This window comes from Pseudoalteromonas maris (assembly GCF_049257235.1).
Taxonomy (GTDB): Bacteria; Pseudomonadota; Gammaproteobacteria; order Enterobacterales; family Alteromonadaceae; genus Pseudoalteromonas.
This window is the reverse complement of sequence record NZ_JBMMUF010000002.1, coordinates 275,488-291,601: the sequence shown is the minus strand read 5'-3', so window position 1 is coordinate 291,601 and position 16,114 is coordinate 275,488. Positions and strand designations below refer to the sequence as shown.

Below are 16,114 nucleotides of genomic sequence, written 5' to 3'. Positions count from 1 at the left end.
AGAGTTATAGCTCATACTTGAAGCCAAGCAAATAGGTACGACCATAATCTTGGTAGTCACGTACTTGCAATGCGTTGTCACCTTGTAGTGATACAAACGGCTCTTCAGTGATATTCTGAACTTGGAACGTCATTTCTAAGCCTTCAAGACCGGCAATACCTGACTCACTGAAGTCATAACCAATTTGCGCATCCCAGATGGTCTCACCTTGAATATTTACTTGGTCAGTAGAGAAACCAGTACCGTAGATATCCCCTTTAAAGTCATCACGCTTACGCATGCTCGTACGAGCCATGAAACCGTGACGCTCATAGTAAAGAGTGAAGCTCTGAATTGACTCAGACAAACCAGGGAGCTTAAATTCTTCACCATTTGGCTGCTTCATATCCTGCTCAACGCCGGTGTAACTTGCAAGCATACCGAAGCCTTCTAGCTCATCCGCGAATAGGTTAAATGGCAAGGCAACAGATAGCTCGTAACCCCAAAGGTCGCCCTCACCACCGTTGACTTTACCGTAACCTGTACCCGATGTAGTCGGCGGCAGCTCGCCCGTGGCAGGGTCTGCAATACCTGTCATGTCGATTTCGTACTGACCGTCGAAAATCCACTGATTTAGGTCTTTGTAGAACACTGCAGCTGAGAAGTAACCTTCATCTGCAAAGTAGTTTTCATAACTTAAGTCGAAACCCGTTGCTTCTTTTGGCTCCAGTGATGGGTTACCACCTGAAACTGACCAGTAGTTGCCGTTTTCATCTGGTTGTGTCGTGCTATAAGACGCACTTACAGACGCGTGCATTTCATCAAGACGCGCGCGAGAAATTGTTTTGCCGGCGCCAAAACGCAATGTTTGCTGCTCATCCAGTGCAAAGTTTAGGTTCAAACTTGGCAAAAGGTGAGAGTAGTCATGGCTCAAGTCTGTTCCCTCGGCCACTACTAGACCATCAACCACCGTAAACGCATTACCTTGCGATGATTGCTCAGTGTGTACATAGCGTAAACCAACGTTACCCGTTACCGGAATACCACCTAGCTCAGCGTTAATGTTTGCCTGTACAAATGCTGCTGTTACTTCTTCTTGCACAGTCCAAGAGCGAGTTAAGTGCTTGGAATCAGTTAAGCTTTCTTGAAGAAGGTTATAGTAACCGTCTGCCACAAGGCCGCGTGTGTCATAGGCAATCATATCGCCCATGCCAATAAAGCTAAGATCAGCCGTGCCCAATCGGTATTGCTCTGGCACCACCATTGTACCTGGGTTATCCAATGAGAAACTCGCTAAAGTAAGGAAGTAACCCTCTGAAATTTTTGTTTTTTCGCGGTCACGGTATGAGATACCAAAATCAATACCGCTGATGAACTCGCTATCAATTGCTTTGCTTGCAGCAAGCTTCAATGTTGATAGTTCATCTTCAACTTCAGGCGCATTGATAAAACCGTCTTGCGCGTGGTTTTCCCATGGCGTACCGCCTAAGTTGTATGCGTTATTAAGCGCACCACTCCAACCCCAAGTTAAAGGGCCACCTAATTGAATAAGGTTATAGTCGCTGTAATCTAGCTGATGTGAGAATTGCGCGCCGGTATTACCGCCATCAAAAATGTAGCCGATGTTGTCCGCGATACCGTTGTTATCACCACGACCCGTGCCTGAGTAGCTTTCGATACTCCACACTTGACGCTCTACCTCTGAACGACTCACGTCAAATTCTACTTTCCAATCATCGCTTAACACGTACTCAACATTTAAGCCAAATTGTGTCAGTTCTGCGGCACGCTCTTCGTAGTCGTTACGTACAACAACACGCTGACCTTCTGTAACGGCACTAGTGATGAAGCCTGTAGCAGGATCGACTGTTGCACTTTCTGGGCTGATAGAACCTTGGCCCCATGCAAATGGTACTTCGATACCGCGAAGAATTTTTTCATCAACAAAATCTACGTACAATGCATCAAAGGCAACATTCAAATCACTATTTGGTGCATATTCAAGTACCAACATTGCAGAGTCGCGCTCTAGGGTTGATGAGCGAACAAACGGCTTTGCACCACCTAAGATAGAGTATGTATTGCCATCGTCTGCAGTAAACTCAGGGTAACCCCAAGAGTTCCAACGTTTCTCTTGGTTTGGTGAGCTCATTGTCGTGTAAGCGAAAGCCACACCAAATGTGTCGTCTGCAAATTGATCGATGTAAGAAATAGTACCACGGAAACCTTTATCGTCACCGTCTGGGTTTAGCTTATCAAAACTGGTTTGTTCGTATTGACCGTTGAACTGGATAACCTGCTCGCCTTTACGAAGCGGGCGCACAGTTTGCATATCGATTACACCGGCAATACCTTCTGCTTCTATCGATGCACTTGGTGTTTTATATACGGTAACACCACTCATGATCTCAGAAGGGTATAAATCGAATTCTACGCCGCGGTTATCACTGATTGATACCTGTTCACGGCCATTAAATGTGGTCGCACTTTCGTTTTCACTGAAACCACGCACACTCACTCGTGATGCGCGACCATCTAGACGCTGTGCAGTTAAACCAGGTAAGCGAGCGATTGACTCTGCAATTGACGAATCAGGTAATTTACCGATGTCCTCTGCAGATACCGACTCTACAACTTCGCTTGCAAAACGTTTGGTGTTGATTGATTCAACAACGCTGCGACGAAAACCGCGTACTTCGATGACTTCTACTTTTTCTTGCTCTTGAGCACCTTGTTGCGATTCTACTTCTTGTGCATATGCAGCATGTGATGTAGCTACACCCGCACTCACGAGCGCTAGGGTTAGCAAACTTGGTTTAAACATAGACATAGTGTTTTATCCCATTAGACCATAATTATCAGCCATCAAGGTGTTAGTTAGCGTTGCACCAAGTTGGCTCGTGTTGTTGTCACAAAAAATACTACCCTCCGCTGTAATTGATTAACAAATTTATGCATACGTATTCAGTGACTTTTACAAGCAAAATATTTACATATCTTTTACATGAAAAATATCACCAGACCAAGAAAACCGCTAGTTTTCAATCACTTTTTTGCAGTTAAACAATAATGCATTCATCACATCACACTGTGCTTGTTACAAAATAATGTTAACGAATACAAAAATGATGTGACCAACTGACCTGCACGTAAGGAAGGTATAGATAAAAGCAGGCAGGTTCCGGCAAAGACAATTGGTCTTACCAAATGTTTGATGCACTATTTTAGTGCTCAACCAACGGCAATTGCACATTATTAGTGAATTGACAGCATATACTAGGTTCTAGTTCTTTATGCGTATATTTCAATTGGTAAAATTTATTTGCTCTTTGATAAATATCAGAACAGCCGAGATTTTTTCGAAATCTCACTAATTTGCGCGTAGGTAGGGGCAATGCATACGTATGCAGTTCTTTTACAAGAGTTTGTACCATGACTTATTCTTTGCGCAGTATTGCAAAATTAAGTCATCTGGAGTGCAACATGGCGAACCCACAATGGTGGAAAGGCGCGGTTATTTACCAAATTTATCCACGTAGTTTCCAAGATACAAATGGAGATGGTATCGGAGATCTTCGCGGTATTATCAATCGCTTAGACTACATTAACGAGTTAGGCGTTGATGCAGTGTGGATATCACCATTTTTTAAATCGCCAATGAAAGACTTCGGGTATGACATCAGCGATTATCGAGATATTGATCCCCTTTTTGGTGATTTAAATGATTTTGATGAGCTTATTGAACAAGCGCATAAACGCGGTATCAAAATCATCATTGACCAAGTGTTAAGCCATACTTCAGATCAACATCCTTGGTTCATTGAAAGTCGTGAAAGTCTAGATAACGACAAAGCCGATTGGTATGTTTGGGCTGACGCGAATGAAGACGGCACCCAGCCTAATAATTGGCTATCAATTTTCGGTGGCCCGGCATGGCAGTGGGAACCACGACGTGGACAATACTACTTACATAACTTTTTGACCGAACAGCCAGATCTCAACTTCCATAATCCCAAAGTGCGTCAAGCCGTGCTGGATAATGTGGAATTTTGGCTGAAAAAAGGCGTAGACGGCTTTCGCTTAGATGCCATCAACTTCTGTTATCACGATGCACAGCTACGTGATAATCCTGCTAAACCCAAAGAAAAGCGCCAAGGTCGTGGTTTCAGTGAAGACAATCCTTACGCATTTCAGTACCACTATTACAACAACACTCAACCAGAAAATCTCGAGTTCATGCGCGATATCCGTGCGTTGTTAAACAAGTATCCAGGGACTGTTGCGCTTGGTGAAATCTCCTCTGAAGACTCATTAGCAACCATGGCTGAATACACCTCTGGTGGCGATAAATTACACATGGGTTACAGCTTTGAATTATTAACCAACGACTATAGCAGTGAGTATATTCGCACCACCGTAGAAACACTTGAATCACGCATGCTGGAAGGCTGGCCTTGTTGGGCATTTAGCAACCACGATGTTGAACGCGTGGCAAGCCGTTGGTCACCAGAAGGTGAAGTCAAACCACAGCAAGTGAAAATGCTCACTGCCCTACTCGCGTCACTGCGCGGCAGTGTGTGCATGTATCAAGGTGAAGAGCTTGGCCTAGGTGAAGCAAGTGTCGCCTTCGAAGATCTACAAGACCCCTATGGCATTACGTTTTGGCCGAACTTTAAAGGTCGTGATGGTTGCCGCACTCCAATGCCTTGGGATGATTCAGCCCATGCCGGTTTTAGCACCGATAAACCGTGGTTGCCGGTAAGCGATGCGCATATCAGCAAGCACGTTGCAAAACAAAGCAACGATGCTGACTCAACACTCAAAGCCTATCAAGAGTTCATGCATTGGCGACGAGGTTTCCCTGCACTGATTGAAGGTGATATCAACTTTATCGACACGCCAGAGCCTATTTTAGCCTTTGAACGCCAACATGAAGGTCAAACTCTGTTGTGTTACTTCAACCTCGCAGAGCAAGAAACCACCATCAGTCTTGCGCACACTGCAGTAAAGGAACTCGATGGAATTAGCCATATCACAGCGAAACTAAGCGGTAACACACTCACACTGCCTAGTTTTGCCTGCTGGTTTGCAACACTGTGATCTCCCCCTGACACACAGCCATAAGAGCACTCATTTGAGTGCTTTTTTTGCTCTTTACGTTGATTTCATTGCGCTGTTTCGCTCATCTTGACGATAAAAATATCTCACTTTCCTATAGTGAGAACGTAAGCTAAAACTATCGGCGAAGACCACTCAACAGGACGAACTATGAAACACCAAGTTTTAAGTGTGTTATTTGCTATCAGCTTAACCAATGCTTATGCAAGCGATGACGTACCAGTCGCAACCGATGACATGATCAAGGAGTACACGCAGATGTGCTTAGACTGGGCTAAGGAAGACGACACCGACGAGCAGAGCATGTATCAGTATGTGTTGGACTGCGTCAATGACGAGCTAACCGCTGCTGGTTATCAAACAGTTGAAAAAGTAGATATCAAATAACCGCTTGCCTTATATCAAGGGGAATAAAAAGGCCGCTCTCGTGAGCGGCCTTTTTTATGGTCTGTGAATCGCTTTTATTTAGCTTTTTTTGCCGATGACTTTTTCTTGTCTTCAACAACCCATTTACCGTGTTCAAACGTTGCCTTCCAGCCTGTCGCCTTTCCATCAACCTCAGTCATAACATACTGAGATTTGGTTTTACGACTAAAGCGCACAATTGCAGGGTTGCCATCAGAGTCTTCTTGAGGCGCATCCGCTAAATAGTGGAACTTGGGGGAAATGCGGTCTCTAAAACGCTGTAGTTCTTCAACTTTAGGCGCACGCGTCTCCCGTGATTTAGGGAAGGTAGACGCAGCTAAGAAAATCCCTGCGGCGCCATCTCGCAACACAAAGTAGGCATCTGATTTTTCACATACCAACTCAGGTAAATGAACTGGATCTTCTTTTGGTGGCGCAGGCTCACCATTTTTAAGTAACTTACGGGTATTTTTACACTCTTCGTTCGTACAACCGAAGTACTTACCAAAGCGCCCGTTTTTAAGCTCCATGTCTGAGCCACACTTATCGCATTCAATCAGCGGCCCATCATAGCCTTTGAGCTTAAATTGACCTTGTTCAATGACATAGCCGCTACATGCAGGGTTATTACCGCACACGTGCAGTTTACGCGCCTCATCTATGAGGTATGAGTCCATGGCCGTTTCACACTTAGGGCAACGTTTCATTTGCATGAGCGTTGATGTTTCTACATCTTCAACTTCATCTGCATTGACCGCTTCTTCCCCTGGAGTCAGGTTCATAGTGGTAGTGCAACGCTCTTTAGGTGGCAAGTTGTACCCTGTACACCCGAGGAATACACCGGTTGACGCCGTACGAATGCCCATTTTTCGACCACAGGTTGGACAATCAATATCGGTTTCAACCATTTGATTTTGACGCATACCACCTTGTTCTTCATCACCACCAGCGATAGTCAGTTGCGTGCTGAAGTCGGTATAGAAGTTATCTAAAACTTGCGTCCATTGACGCTCACCTTCAGCGATGTCATCTAAACGCTCTTCCATTTTCGCTGTAAAGTCGTAGTTCATCAGCTCGGTGAAGTTTTCCACTAGGCGATCAGTAACTATTTCACCCATTTTTTCAGCAAAGAAACGGCGGTTTTCAACACGTACATAGCCACGGTCTTGAATGGTACCTATGATTGCTGCGTACGTGGATGGGCGGCCAATTCCACGTTTTTCGAGTTCTTTTACTAAGCTTGCTTCACTGTAACGTGCAGGCGGCTTAGTGAAGTGTTGCTGTGGATCCAGCTCCACCAGATTCAAATCATCTCCTACTTTAAGTGCAGGAAGCGCTTGCTCTTCTTCGTTTTTCTTACGCACAGCTGGTTGCACTCGAGTCCAACCATCAAAGCGCAGTACGCGCCCTTTTGCTTTGAGTTCAAAGTCGCCAGCACTTACGCGAACCGTGGTTAAATCATACTGAGCAGGAACCATCTGACAGGCAACAAATTGACGCCATATAAGCTCATACAGCTTTTTAGCATCTGCATCCACACCCTCTACATGGCCAGACAACACGTTAACGTCTGACGGGCGGATAGCTTCGTGCGCTTCTTGGGCATTCCCTTTAGCGCTATAAACGTTCGCTTTTTCAGGAAGATAATTATCACCGAAATTCTGTGACACATAGTCACGACACATGGCGATGGCGTCTTGCGACAAGTTTGTTGAGTCAGTACGCATATAAGTGATGTAACCAGCTTCATATAAGCGCTGCGCTAACATCATAGTTTTCTTTACGCCATATCCTAGGCGAGTACTGGCTGCTTGTTGCATTGTTGAGGTAATAAAAGGTGCACTTGGACGGCTTTGGCTTGGCTTTTCCTCAACGTCGCTTACACGATACTGAGCACTCTTAAGGAGCGCCGTTGCCGTCTCAGCTTGTTCTTTATTAACGGGCTTGAATGCTTCACCGTTTTGTTTTGTAACTAACAAACGCAATGAATCTGATTGAGCGCTGACGTCGGCGTGAATATCCCAAAACTCTTGCGGGATAAACGCTTTGATCTCGCGTTCACGCTCTACTAACAAGCGTACAGCTACTGATTGAACGCGTCCGGCTGATAGACCTCGGGCAACTTTTTGCCACAACAATGGTGATACCATAAAACCTACAACACGGTCTAAGAAACGACGTGCTTGCTGCGCTTGCACCATATCGGTATTTAGTTCGCCTGGGTCAGAGAAGGCCTGTTGAATCGCATTTTTGGTGATTTCGTTGAAGACAACACGCTTATATTTACTTTTGTCACCACCGATAATCTCTTCGAGATGCCATGCAATCGCTTCCCCTTCTCTATCCAAATCGGTTGCGAGATAGATTTCATCAGCATCTTGGGCAAGTTTCTTGAGTTCTTGAACTACTTTTTCTTTACCTGGCAGCACCTCGTAGTGAGGTTTCCACCCTTTCTCAGGATCAATACCCATACGGGCAACGAGGTTCTGGTAGTCGCGCTTCTTTTTATACGCCGCTTTTTCTTCAGGTGCCATTTTGCGCACCTCGGCAGGGCTTTTGCCTGCAGGGGCTTTTGCTTTACCTGAGCCAGAGGTTGGTAAGTCACGCACGTGACCAACACTGGATTTAACAATGTAATCCTTGCCCAGATATTTATTAATTGTTTTTGCTTTTGCAGGTGACTCTACAATGACTAGCGATTTGCCCATAATAGTCTAAGTTGACCCATCTCTTTGATATAATGACTGCCCTTGTCCTGGGCACGATTAAATATAGGTATATCTACATTCACTTATTGTTACAAGCTTTAACGCCAAACTTTTATTCAATATGTGAATTTTTAACCAGCCTCACCTCGTGATAATAACCGAGTCGTATGTATAAAAATGTAACAGGCTGGCCAAATGCGGGGCAAATATATAGCAATAAATATGAAATTGCCAACCAAGTGCTTGTATATTACCAATTTCGTTGCATTTTTATGCAAATTCAATGCAGTTCAGCGGGTAATTTATACAACTTGCTGACGCTATATTATGCAAAAAACCTTCTTCTATCGCGGTCACTATTTACCCATTTCCTCTTGAGCATGATGCTGGAGTTGGGCTCACAGGCAAAAACTTGTCTTTTTTCGCTGCATTAAAAAGAGTTCGCTGATAGGCTATAGCAAATTATTATAACCAAGTTGAATGTTGCTTATGTCTTCAAAAGGTTCATTTAGCCTCACTACCCGTATCATGCTGGGCATGGTTTTAGGGATCGCCGTTGGCGGCTTATTGCAGTTAATGCTCGGTGAAGAGCAAGATTTTTTAATCAATTTAGGGCTGTTTTCACTCTCAATAAAAGGCTTCTTCGTTGATGGTTTGTTCCACATTGGTGGGCAAATTTTCATCGCTAGTTTAAAGATGCTAGTCGTGCCTTTGGTGTTTGTATCACTCGTTTGTGGTACCTGTAGTTTGAGCGATCCTAAAACATTGGGTCGTTTGGGAGGTAAGTCGGTCTTACTCTATTTAGCAACGACAGCCATTGCTATCACGGTAGCTATCACCTTCGCACTTATCGCAAATCCAGGTGACGGTATTACTATCCCGAGTGATGCCACTTACGACGCAAAAGTAGCGCCTACTCTTCCTGAAGTTATTATCGGCATGTTCCCGACCAATCCTATTGGCGCGATGGCTGATAGCAATATGCTTCAAGTGATTGTATTTGCACTACTATTTGGCATTGCCATGGCGCTTAGTGGTGAAGCGGGCAAGCGCCTTGCTAGTGTATTTGAAGATTTAAATAACGTTATCTTAAAACTCGTTACCTTACTGATGAACATTGCCCCTTATGGTGTGTTCTGTCTTATGGCGAAATTATTTACTACCATCGAATTAGACTTAATTGTGAGCTTGGCCAAGTATTTCTTCGTCGTTATTTTCGCGTTATTTTTCCACGCCCTCGTGAACTACACGATTATTTTCAAGTTGTTCACGGGTTTAAACCCACTTAGGTTCTTAGCGCAAATGAAAGACACCTGCTTGTTTGCTTTTAGCACATCAAGCTCCAGCGCCACGATGCCAGTAACACTTGAAACAGCAACCAAAAAGCTTGGTGCTAGTAACTCTGTTGCCTCATTCACCGTGCCTCTTGGTGCCACCATCAACATGGACGGTACCGCTATTATGCAAGGCTGTGCGACGGTATTCATTGCCCAAGTGTTCGGTGTAGATTTGACTATCTCTGATTACCTAATGGTTATTCTGACTGCCACCCTTGCCTCTGTGGGTACGGCAGGTGTTCCTGGAGTGGGCTTGATCATGTTAGCCATGGTACTCAACCAAGTAGGCCTGCCAGTTGAAGGTATCGCGATTATTATCGGCGTAGACAGATTACTTGATATGACCCGTACGGCAGTAAACGTAACAGGCGACTGTATGGTGACCTGTGTAGTGGCGAAGTCTGAAGGGCAATTAGATGAAGCGGTATTTAATGACTTAGAGTCTGCTAAAGAGCTCGAAGAATACAATCCTCCGACTAAAAGCTAACAACGTATAAGCTAATAAAAAGGCCTCTTATTGAGGCCTTTTTAATGTCCATTACGGGATAAGACGCTTACCTTGACTCCACAAACGCATACCGACCGACTCTATCGTTATCGCTAAATTCTTAGCAAACTTATCAGCCAGCCCCTGTTTTTGCTTGTACTGAACTTTGTATGCATGGTGATTTTGCGCAAGTGTAATGAGTTCATCATCACTGGTGCTGATCCTATCCACCAAGCCTTTGTCTTTAGCATCAAGAGCGAACCAATGCTCACCGGTTGCCACTTGCTCTAAGTCCATATCTGGACGGTGTTGCGAAACAAACTGTTTGAATAACTCGTGGGTCTGCTCAACTTCTTCACGAAACTTTTGGCGACCGTCATCGGTGTTTTCACCAAATAAGGTAAGCGTGCGCTTATATTGTCCCGCAGTAATTTGTTCGTAATCAATATCGTGCTTCTTCAATACCTTGTTGAAGTTAGGGATTTGCGCGATAACGCCAATGGAACCAACAATAGCAAACGGTGCAGCAATAATTTCATCTGCTACACAGGCCATCATATAGCCGCCGCTGGCTGCGACTTTATCAATAGCAACGGTCAGTTTGATACCCGATGATGTAATGCGCTGCAACTGCGATGATGCTAGGCCATAGCCATGAACAACACCACCGCCGCTTTCTAGACGTACTAAAACACGGTCTTTTTCTTTATCTGCAAACATCAAAATCGCGCTCACTTCTTCGCGCAGGCTCTCAACCTCGTGAGCGTCCATAGAGCCTTTAAAGTCAATCACATAGACTTTCCCTTGCGAGTCAGTATCGACTTTATCATCGCTTTTATTTTTCGCCTTTTGTTCTTTGCGTAATGCTTTGAGCGCTTTTTTGTCGAGCGTACTTTCTAAAAAGTCGTCTTTGGTTTGCTGCATTTGCTCAGATAAATCAGTGACCTCTAATGAGCCACTTTGACCTTTGGGTTTGGTGCTAGCACCAACAACTAGCGCAACGATTGCACCAATGGCAATCACAATAGTTAATGCTTTAGCTAAAAATAACCCGTATTCAAAAAGATATTCCACGGTATGTCCTCTTTGTTTTTCGCTGGCGGCAATGTAACACAGCCTACAGACACAAAAAAGCCGCACTCTATGGTGCGGCCTTGTTTACTCTTTTTAACGCTTATTGAGCGATTACAGACGTGTCTACAATGGGTAGAACTGTGCCTTTAGTCGCTAGGTACGTTGCGAATTGGCGCTGCATTTCAGCATTAGCTGCTGCACTTCCGGCCGCATCTGCACCCGCGCTTTGGTCTGCAGCAGGCGTTAGTAGTGAACCATGGTGCCCTTTAGCATACTGCACAAGGTAGCTTGCAGGTTCGGTGCCCTGTTTAGTAGACGTTGCAACAGTTGCACCCATCAATTTCGCAAGTGGAATTGTGCCTGCAATTGGGTTAGTCGCAACACTTACAGGAACGACCGTATCTGGTTTGTTCGCTGCGCCATCACCCACTACTGCAGTAGTTAACACAGGTGTGCCTTGCTCGTTCACACGCATAGCGTAATTAGTTGGGTCGCCGGCATCGATAATTGTTTGCGCAGCAAATGAGAATTGACCTACTGTGCTTTGGATATTCGTCAAGCTTGCACTGTCGCCCGCAGCTTGTAGCGATGCCATGAACGCTTGGAAACCACAGCTTAAGTAGGCTTCTTGATCTTCAATGAACTGCGCACAAGTTGCTACAGCATCTCCTTGCAAGAACGCGCCAAACTCCGCTGATTCATCCAGACCGGCGCCAAGTAACACTGAGCCCTGAATAAACGAACCAAATGTATCTGAGTCAAGTAAGATGCTTACTGCACCACCGCCACCACTACTTAGCGCAGCAGTGTGCACTTTAAACAGTGGATCTACTTGTGCAGATAAAGGCGTGTTTGTCGTTGCCAAGAAAGCTGGTGTCACAATCGAACCCATAGAAATCGCACCGATACTCACATCTAGCGAGTTAAGTTCTGGGTCACCACTGAAGTTTAGGCCAAGACGAAGACCTAACAGGTCAGCACTTGATTGGCGAACATTGTCTCGACCTACGAGTAATGACTGCAGGTTCATGTACGCTAAAATCGATTTTGTCGTTGCGCTGAAATCATCATTACCATCGTTATCTACGTCGATACCACGCTCACCATGAGCAGGTAAATCGATAGCAACTGTTGCCAAGCCCTGTAAGCTCAGCGCAGCTGACAATGCCAACATGTCTTCTTTTTGACGCGTAATACCGTGTTGCAGGATAACCACAGGCCAACCACCTTCAGGCATGGCCATCGGATCTAGACCAAGTTGTCCGCGAATGAAGTTAAGCGTATTTAAATCCGATGGTTTGGTAATTTGCACCGGCACATTGGCATAGCTTTGTACCTTAGGGATCTTGTTGTACTTAGTGAGGTGACGTTTGTCATCAAGACCCAAGTCACGTAATAAGCCACCACTTAACGCTGCGCATAAACCGTCGTTCGCGCTTTGCGGTTGCTCTGGGAAGGCATCACCGACTTGTGCTTTGTAGCCCAATACCGTCACAGCGCTATCACAGTTTGCTTCCCAATAAATATCATTTAGATCGCTTAGCTCTTTCCCTTGCGGAGTTTTTAGATAATTAGGAAGAATCACGCTGCCTTTTTCGTAACTGATCGCATTAAATACCGCAGGTACGTCTTGCATCCCTTGCGACATAAATACCTGCCCCACGGTCACCAATGGTTGATCTGGGATAGTGACTGCAGGTGTTGGTAAGCTTTCTTGTTGTAAAGACGCCGCAAGCAGGCTCTTAATGGTGTTAAGCACTTCACCTGCTGACTGCATAGTCATTGCCGCTGTGTAGATGATGTCGTCTTTGTTTAAATCTGTATTGCCAACAAGAACGTTTTCGTAGCTATTGACCACCGCTTGGAGTGATTTTTGTGAATCAGTGATAAGTGGTGTTTCTTCGCTAACCAGCGCATAGGTTGAAGATGGAGTAATTGAACGGCCTTCGCTGTCCATTAAACTCGTTGTTAATGCTGTTATGTAAGAACGACCCGCTTTAAAAGGTTTTAGCGGCACTACAGCAACACTGTTGCCGCTTGCTTGAGTAACGAAGTCGACTCCGAACGCTAACTCAGCGACGTATTCACACGCGATACCTGCAGGCACAGTTGCACAGGTTTGAGAGCTTTGATCCGCACCCATTACCACTTCGAAGATACGCACGCTGCCAGGAGTAGCTGCAGAAGTCGCATCAAGGCTTACGCCCGGCGCAAACTCTAAATCGATTTTAAACGGAGTCTGGGTTGACCAGCCATCTAAAGCGCCAAGAGCCAACTCTGGGCTACTGTAATCAGTGCCTTCGCCTGGGATATTCAAGGTGCCATCAGTTGTACCACTGAATAATAAGTCATTAGGAACAGAAATTTCACCGGCAGCTGGGTCAAATACCACAGTAGATAGTGGTTTTACCGCTGGGGTATCTTGTTTAATTTCTTCTAGCGTCTTTTCGCTGCCACAGCCTGCAATTGCAGATGCTACAGCGAGAGAAAGTAGCATTTTTTTCATTTTGTTGGCTCCAAACCTTTTTTTATTGTTCTGCGCTAATTAATGTTAATCAAAAGGATAGCATATCGTTAATGAGACATTAGACCAGTTTAACTTATCGTAAACTGGTACCTTTCGCCACTTAATTTTGTAATAAATCGATTACTTGCAAAATGATTATGATAAAATTCGGCAAAAATTTAGCGCTAGGTGCAGATTATGCAAAATTATGAAGCAAGTCTAAATGCTTTAAATGACAAAGTGATACTTGTGACAGGGGCTGGCGACGGCATTGGCCGTGTTGCGGCCCTAACCTATGCAAAACACGGTGCGACAGTGATTTTGCTTGGTAAAACAACACAAAAACTTGAATGTGTGTATGACGAGATAGTTAACGCCGGTTACCCACAACCCGCTATTGTACCGCTGGACTTAAAAGGTGCGACAAAGCAAAACTACCGTGACCTAGCAGCCACTATTGAACAGCAGTTTGGTAAGCTGGATGGCTTACTAAATAACGCCAGCATCCTTGGCTCACTTGGCCCGTTAGAGCATTTTTGCTCTTCTACGTTTGAGAGCATCATGAAAGTAAACGTAACGGCCCAAGCATTGTTGACCAAAGCGATGTTCCCAGTGCTACGCAAAGCACCACATGCATCTGTTGTATTTACATCGTCAGGTGTTGGCCGAGAGGGGCGTGAGTTTTGGGGTGCTTACAGCATCTCTAAGTTCGCTACTGAGGGAATGATGCAAACATGGTCTAAAGAGGTAACCAAGACCAACATCCGCATTAACTGTATTAACCCAGGCGCCACACGCACCAACATGCGTGCCAGTGCATTCCCGGGTGAAGATCGTGACAAGTTAGCAACACCAGAAGATTTGATGCCCACCTACTTATACCTTATGAGCGACGACTCGATTGGCACAAACGGCCAATCACTAGACGCTCAAAGCAAAAAATAAGTGTCGGACATGCCAATAAAAAACGCCGTGAATTACGGCGTTTTTTATTGTTCGTTCTCGCCTTATCGGCGCTTTTTGTGTTGCTGCACACGTTGGTTGTGCTTTTTAACCGCTTTGCGAATGCGATTCACTTGAGCACGCTTATCTTTGCGTTTTGGCTGCATTTGTTCAACTGTAAGTTTGGTTTGTGTTTCCGCTCGCAGTCCCACGCTCTTGCGTAAATAGTTAACACGACCAAGCTCTAGTTCTTCCCAACCGCCTTGTGGTAATCGTTTATTTAAGTCCAACTGACCATAGCGCACACGAATGAGTCGCGATACTTCAACGCCTTGTGATTGCCACATGCGTCGTACTTCACGGTTACGGCCTTCACTTAGGGTCACATTAAACCATTTATTAATGCCCTCACCGCCCATAGGTTTAATAGTATGAAAACGGGCTGGGCCATCGTCTAGTTCCACGCCGTTTGTTAGGGTGCGCAACGTGTCGTTGGTCACATCACCAAACACACGTACCGAGTATTCACGCTCAATCTCGTAACTCGGATGCATTAAGCGGTTCGCAAGCTCACCGTCATTAGTAAATAACAACAAGCCTGAAGTATTAATGTCTAAACGACCAATGGCAATCCAACGATCGCCATCGATACGCGGTAGTCGGTCAAATACAGTACGACGACCTTCTGGGTCTTTACGTGTACACAACTCCCCTTCAGGCTTGTGGTACATCAACACGCGACAGATACGCTCTTGCGGTTGTTCTATTTTAACAATGTGGCCATCAACACGGATTTTTTGAGTTGGCTCTACACGGTCGCCCAAGCGCGCAACCTTGCCATCGACACTCACCCGATTAGATTCGATGTATTTTTCCATTTCGCGACGGGAGCCGACACCTGCTCGCGCTAGGACTTTTTGTAACTTTTCACTCATTAAGATGGTTCTCTCACAGAAGGATCATGTAATAGTTTGTCTATCTGGCTATGTTGTTGCTGCGGCAACGGTGGCAATTGCTCCAACCCAGATAAAGAAAAATAGTCTAAAAATTCATTTGTTGTTGCATAGAGTGCAGGTCTACCTGGCACTTCTTTGTGACCCACAACCTTTACCCAGCCACGTTCTTGTAACGTTTTCATGATGTTACTTGCAACGGTCACACCACGCACTTGCTCAATCTCACCTCGGGTGATGGGCTGGCGGTAGGCAATCAAAGACAATGTTTCAAGCAGCGCCCGGGAATACTTTGGCGCTCGTTCTTGGAACAATTGACTTAACCATGGACTTAAACTGCTGCACGCTTGAAAACGATAACCTGAGCCCACCTGTACGAGACGAATACCGCGCGTTTGGTAGTGCGTTTCAATGGCATCAAGTGCCTCATTGACACGTTTTGGCGTCACACTTATGTCACTGAGTACCGTTTCTTTGAGTTGTTTTTTTGTCAGTGGTTTTGGCGAGACAAAGATAGCGGCTTCTATTAGCTCAACTAGTTGCTCATCACTAATTCGTCTGCTGCTCATGGGGACCTCAAATTAAGCGTGTATTATGTCAGAGCT

The 16,114-nt window shown here is 45.2% G+C and carries 10 protein-coding genes; 4 read left to right on the top strand and 6 right to left on the bottom strand.

The window, feature by feature from the left end; translation table 11 throughout:
- Positions 1-4: 4 nt before the first annotated feature.
- On the bottom strand, positions 5-2,809 hold the full coding sequence (locus AAEU32_RS04330) for a TonB-dependent receptor (RefSeq protein ID WP_421969295.1): 2,805 nt from the start codon (positions 2,807-2,809) through the stop codon (positions 5-7).
- 653 nt (positions 2,810-3,462) lie between these two features.
- Between AAEU32_RS04330 and AAEU32_RS04325 the strand changes: the two genes are divergently transcribed.
- Entirely contained in the window at positions 3,463-5,079 is a 1,617-nt protein-coding gene (locus AAEU32_RS04325; RefSeq protein ID WP_421969294.1) for an alpha-glucosidase family protein, read from the top strand.
- A gap of 168 nt (positions 5,080-5,247) precedes the next feature.
- Positions 5,248-5,484, top strand: coding sequence for a hypothetical protein (locus AAEU32_RS04320; protein ID WP_421969293.1), 237 nt, complete (start codon positions 5,248-5,250; stop codon positions 5,482-5,484).
- 74 nt (positions 5,485-5,558) lie between these two features.
- Here the strand turns inward: AAEU32_RS04320 and topA are convergent, their stop codons facing one another.
- Complete coding sequence (topA, locus tag AAEU32_RS04315; RefSeq protein ID WP_421969292.1) at positions 5,559-8,210, bottom strand: type I DNA topoisomerase; 2,652 nt, start codon at positions 8,208-8,210, stop codon at positions 5,559-5,561.
- 489 nt (positions 8,211-8,699) lie between these two features.
- Here topA and AAEU32_RS04310 point away from each other — a divergent pair, with 489 nt between their 5' ends.
- Entirely contained in the window at positions 8,700-10,034 is a 1,335-nt protein-coding gene (locus AAEU32_RS04310; RefSeq protein WP_421969291.1) for a dicarboxylate/amino acid:cation symporter, read from the top strand.
- Between the two features lie 51 nt (positions 10,035-10,085).
- Here AAEU32_RS04310 and sohB read toward each other — a convergent pair whose 3' ends face one another.
- Both sohB and AAEU32_RS04300 read right to left on the bottom strand, forming a co-directional pair.
- Complete coding sequence (gene sohB, locus AAEU32_RS04305) at positions 10,086-11,108, bottom strand: protease SohB (protein WP_421969290.1); 1,023 nt, start codon at positions 11,106-11,108, stop codon at positions 10,086-10,088.
- Between the two features lie 100 nt (positions 11,109-11,208).
- Positions 11,209-13,614: a VolA/Pla-1 family phospholipase gene (locus AAEU32_RS04300; RefSeq protein ID WP_421969289.1), complete on the bottom strand. Its 2,406-nt coding sequence runs from the start codon at positions 13,612-13,614 to the stop codon at positions 11,209-11,211.
- Between the two features lie 198 nt (positions 13,615-13,812).
- Between AAEU32_RS04300 and AAEU32_RS04295 the strand changes: the two genes are divergently transcribed.
- A complete protein-coding gene (locus tag AAEU32_RS04295) occupies positions 13,813-14,559 on the top strand; it encodes a YciK family oxidoreductase (protein WP_421969288.1) in 747 nt (248 codons plus the stop codon).
- A gap of 62 nt (positions 14,560-14,621) precedes the next feature.
- On the opposite strand, the gene rluB is transcribed toward AAEU32_RS04295, so the two are convergent.
- Both rluB and scpB read right to left on the bottom strand, forming a co-directional pair.
- Complete coding sequence (gene rluB, locus AAEU32_RS04290; RefSeq protein ID WP_421969287.1) at positions 14,622-15,491, bottom strand: 23S rRNA pseudouridine(2605) synthase RluB; 870 nt, start codon at positions 15,489-15,491, stop codon at positions 14,622-14,624.
- A complete protein-coding gene (scpB, locus tag AAEU32_RS04285; protein ID WP_421969286.1) occupies positions 15,491-16,078 on the bottom strand; it encodes an SMC-Scp complex subunit ScpB in 588 nt (195 codons plus the stop codon). The genes rluB and scpB overlap by 1 nt, the downstream gene beginning before the upstream one ends.
- Positions 16,079-16,114 lie beyond the last annotated feature (36 nt).

What these genes read in the sequence shown, in the direction of transcription:
- AAEU32_RS04325 (WP_421969294.1), top strand. Translation starts at nt 3,463, where the DNA reads ATGGCGAACCCACAATGGTGGAAAGGCGCGGTTATTTACCAAATTTAT.
- AAEU32_RS04310 (WP_421969291.1), top strand. Translation starts at nt 8,700, where the DNA reads ATGTCTTCAAAAGGTTCATTTAGCCTCACTACCCGTATCATGCTGGGC.
- topA (WP_421969292.1), bottom strand. Translation starts at nt 8,210, where the DNA reads ATGGGCAAATCGCTAGTCATTGTAGAGTCACCTGCAAAAGCAAAAACA.
- AAEU32_RS04330 (WP_421969295.1), bottom strand. Translation starts at nt 2,809, where the DNA reads ATGTCTATGTTTAAACCAAGTTTGCTAACCCTAGCGCTCGTGAGTGCG.
- scpB (WP_421969286.1), bottom strand. Translation starts at nt 16,078, where the DNA reads ATGAGCAGCAGACGAATTAGTGATGAGCAACTAGTTGAGCTAATAGAA.
- rluB (WP_421969287.1), bottom strand. Translation starts at nt 15,491, where the DNA reads ATGAGTGAAAAGTTACAAAAAGTCCTAGCGCGAGCAGGTGTCGGCTCC.
- AAEU32_RS04320 (WP_421969293.1), top strand. Translation starts at nt 5,248, where the DNA reads ATGAAACACCAAGTTTTAAGTGTGTTATTTGCTATCAGCTTAACCAAT.
- AAEU32_RS04295 (WP_421969288.1), top strand. Translation starts at nt 13,813, where the DNA reads ATGCAAAATTATGAAGCAAGTCTAAATGCTTTAAATGACAAAGTGATA.
- AAEU32_RS04300 (WP_421969289.1), bottom strand. Translation starts at nt 13,614, where the DNA reads ATGAAAAAAATGCTACTTTCTCTCGCTGTAGCATCTGCAATTGCAGGC.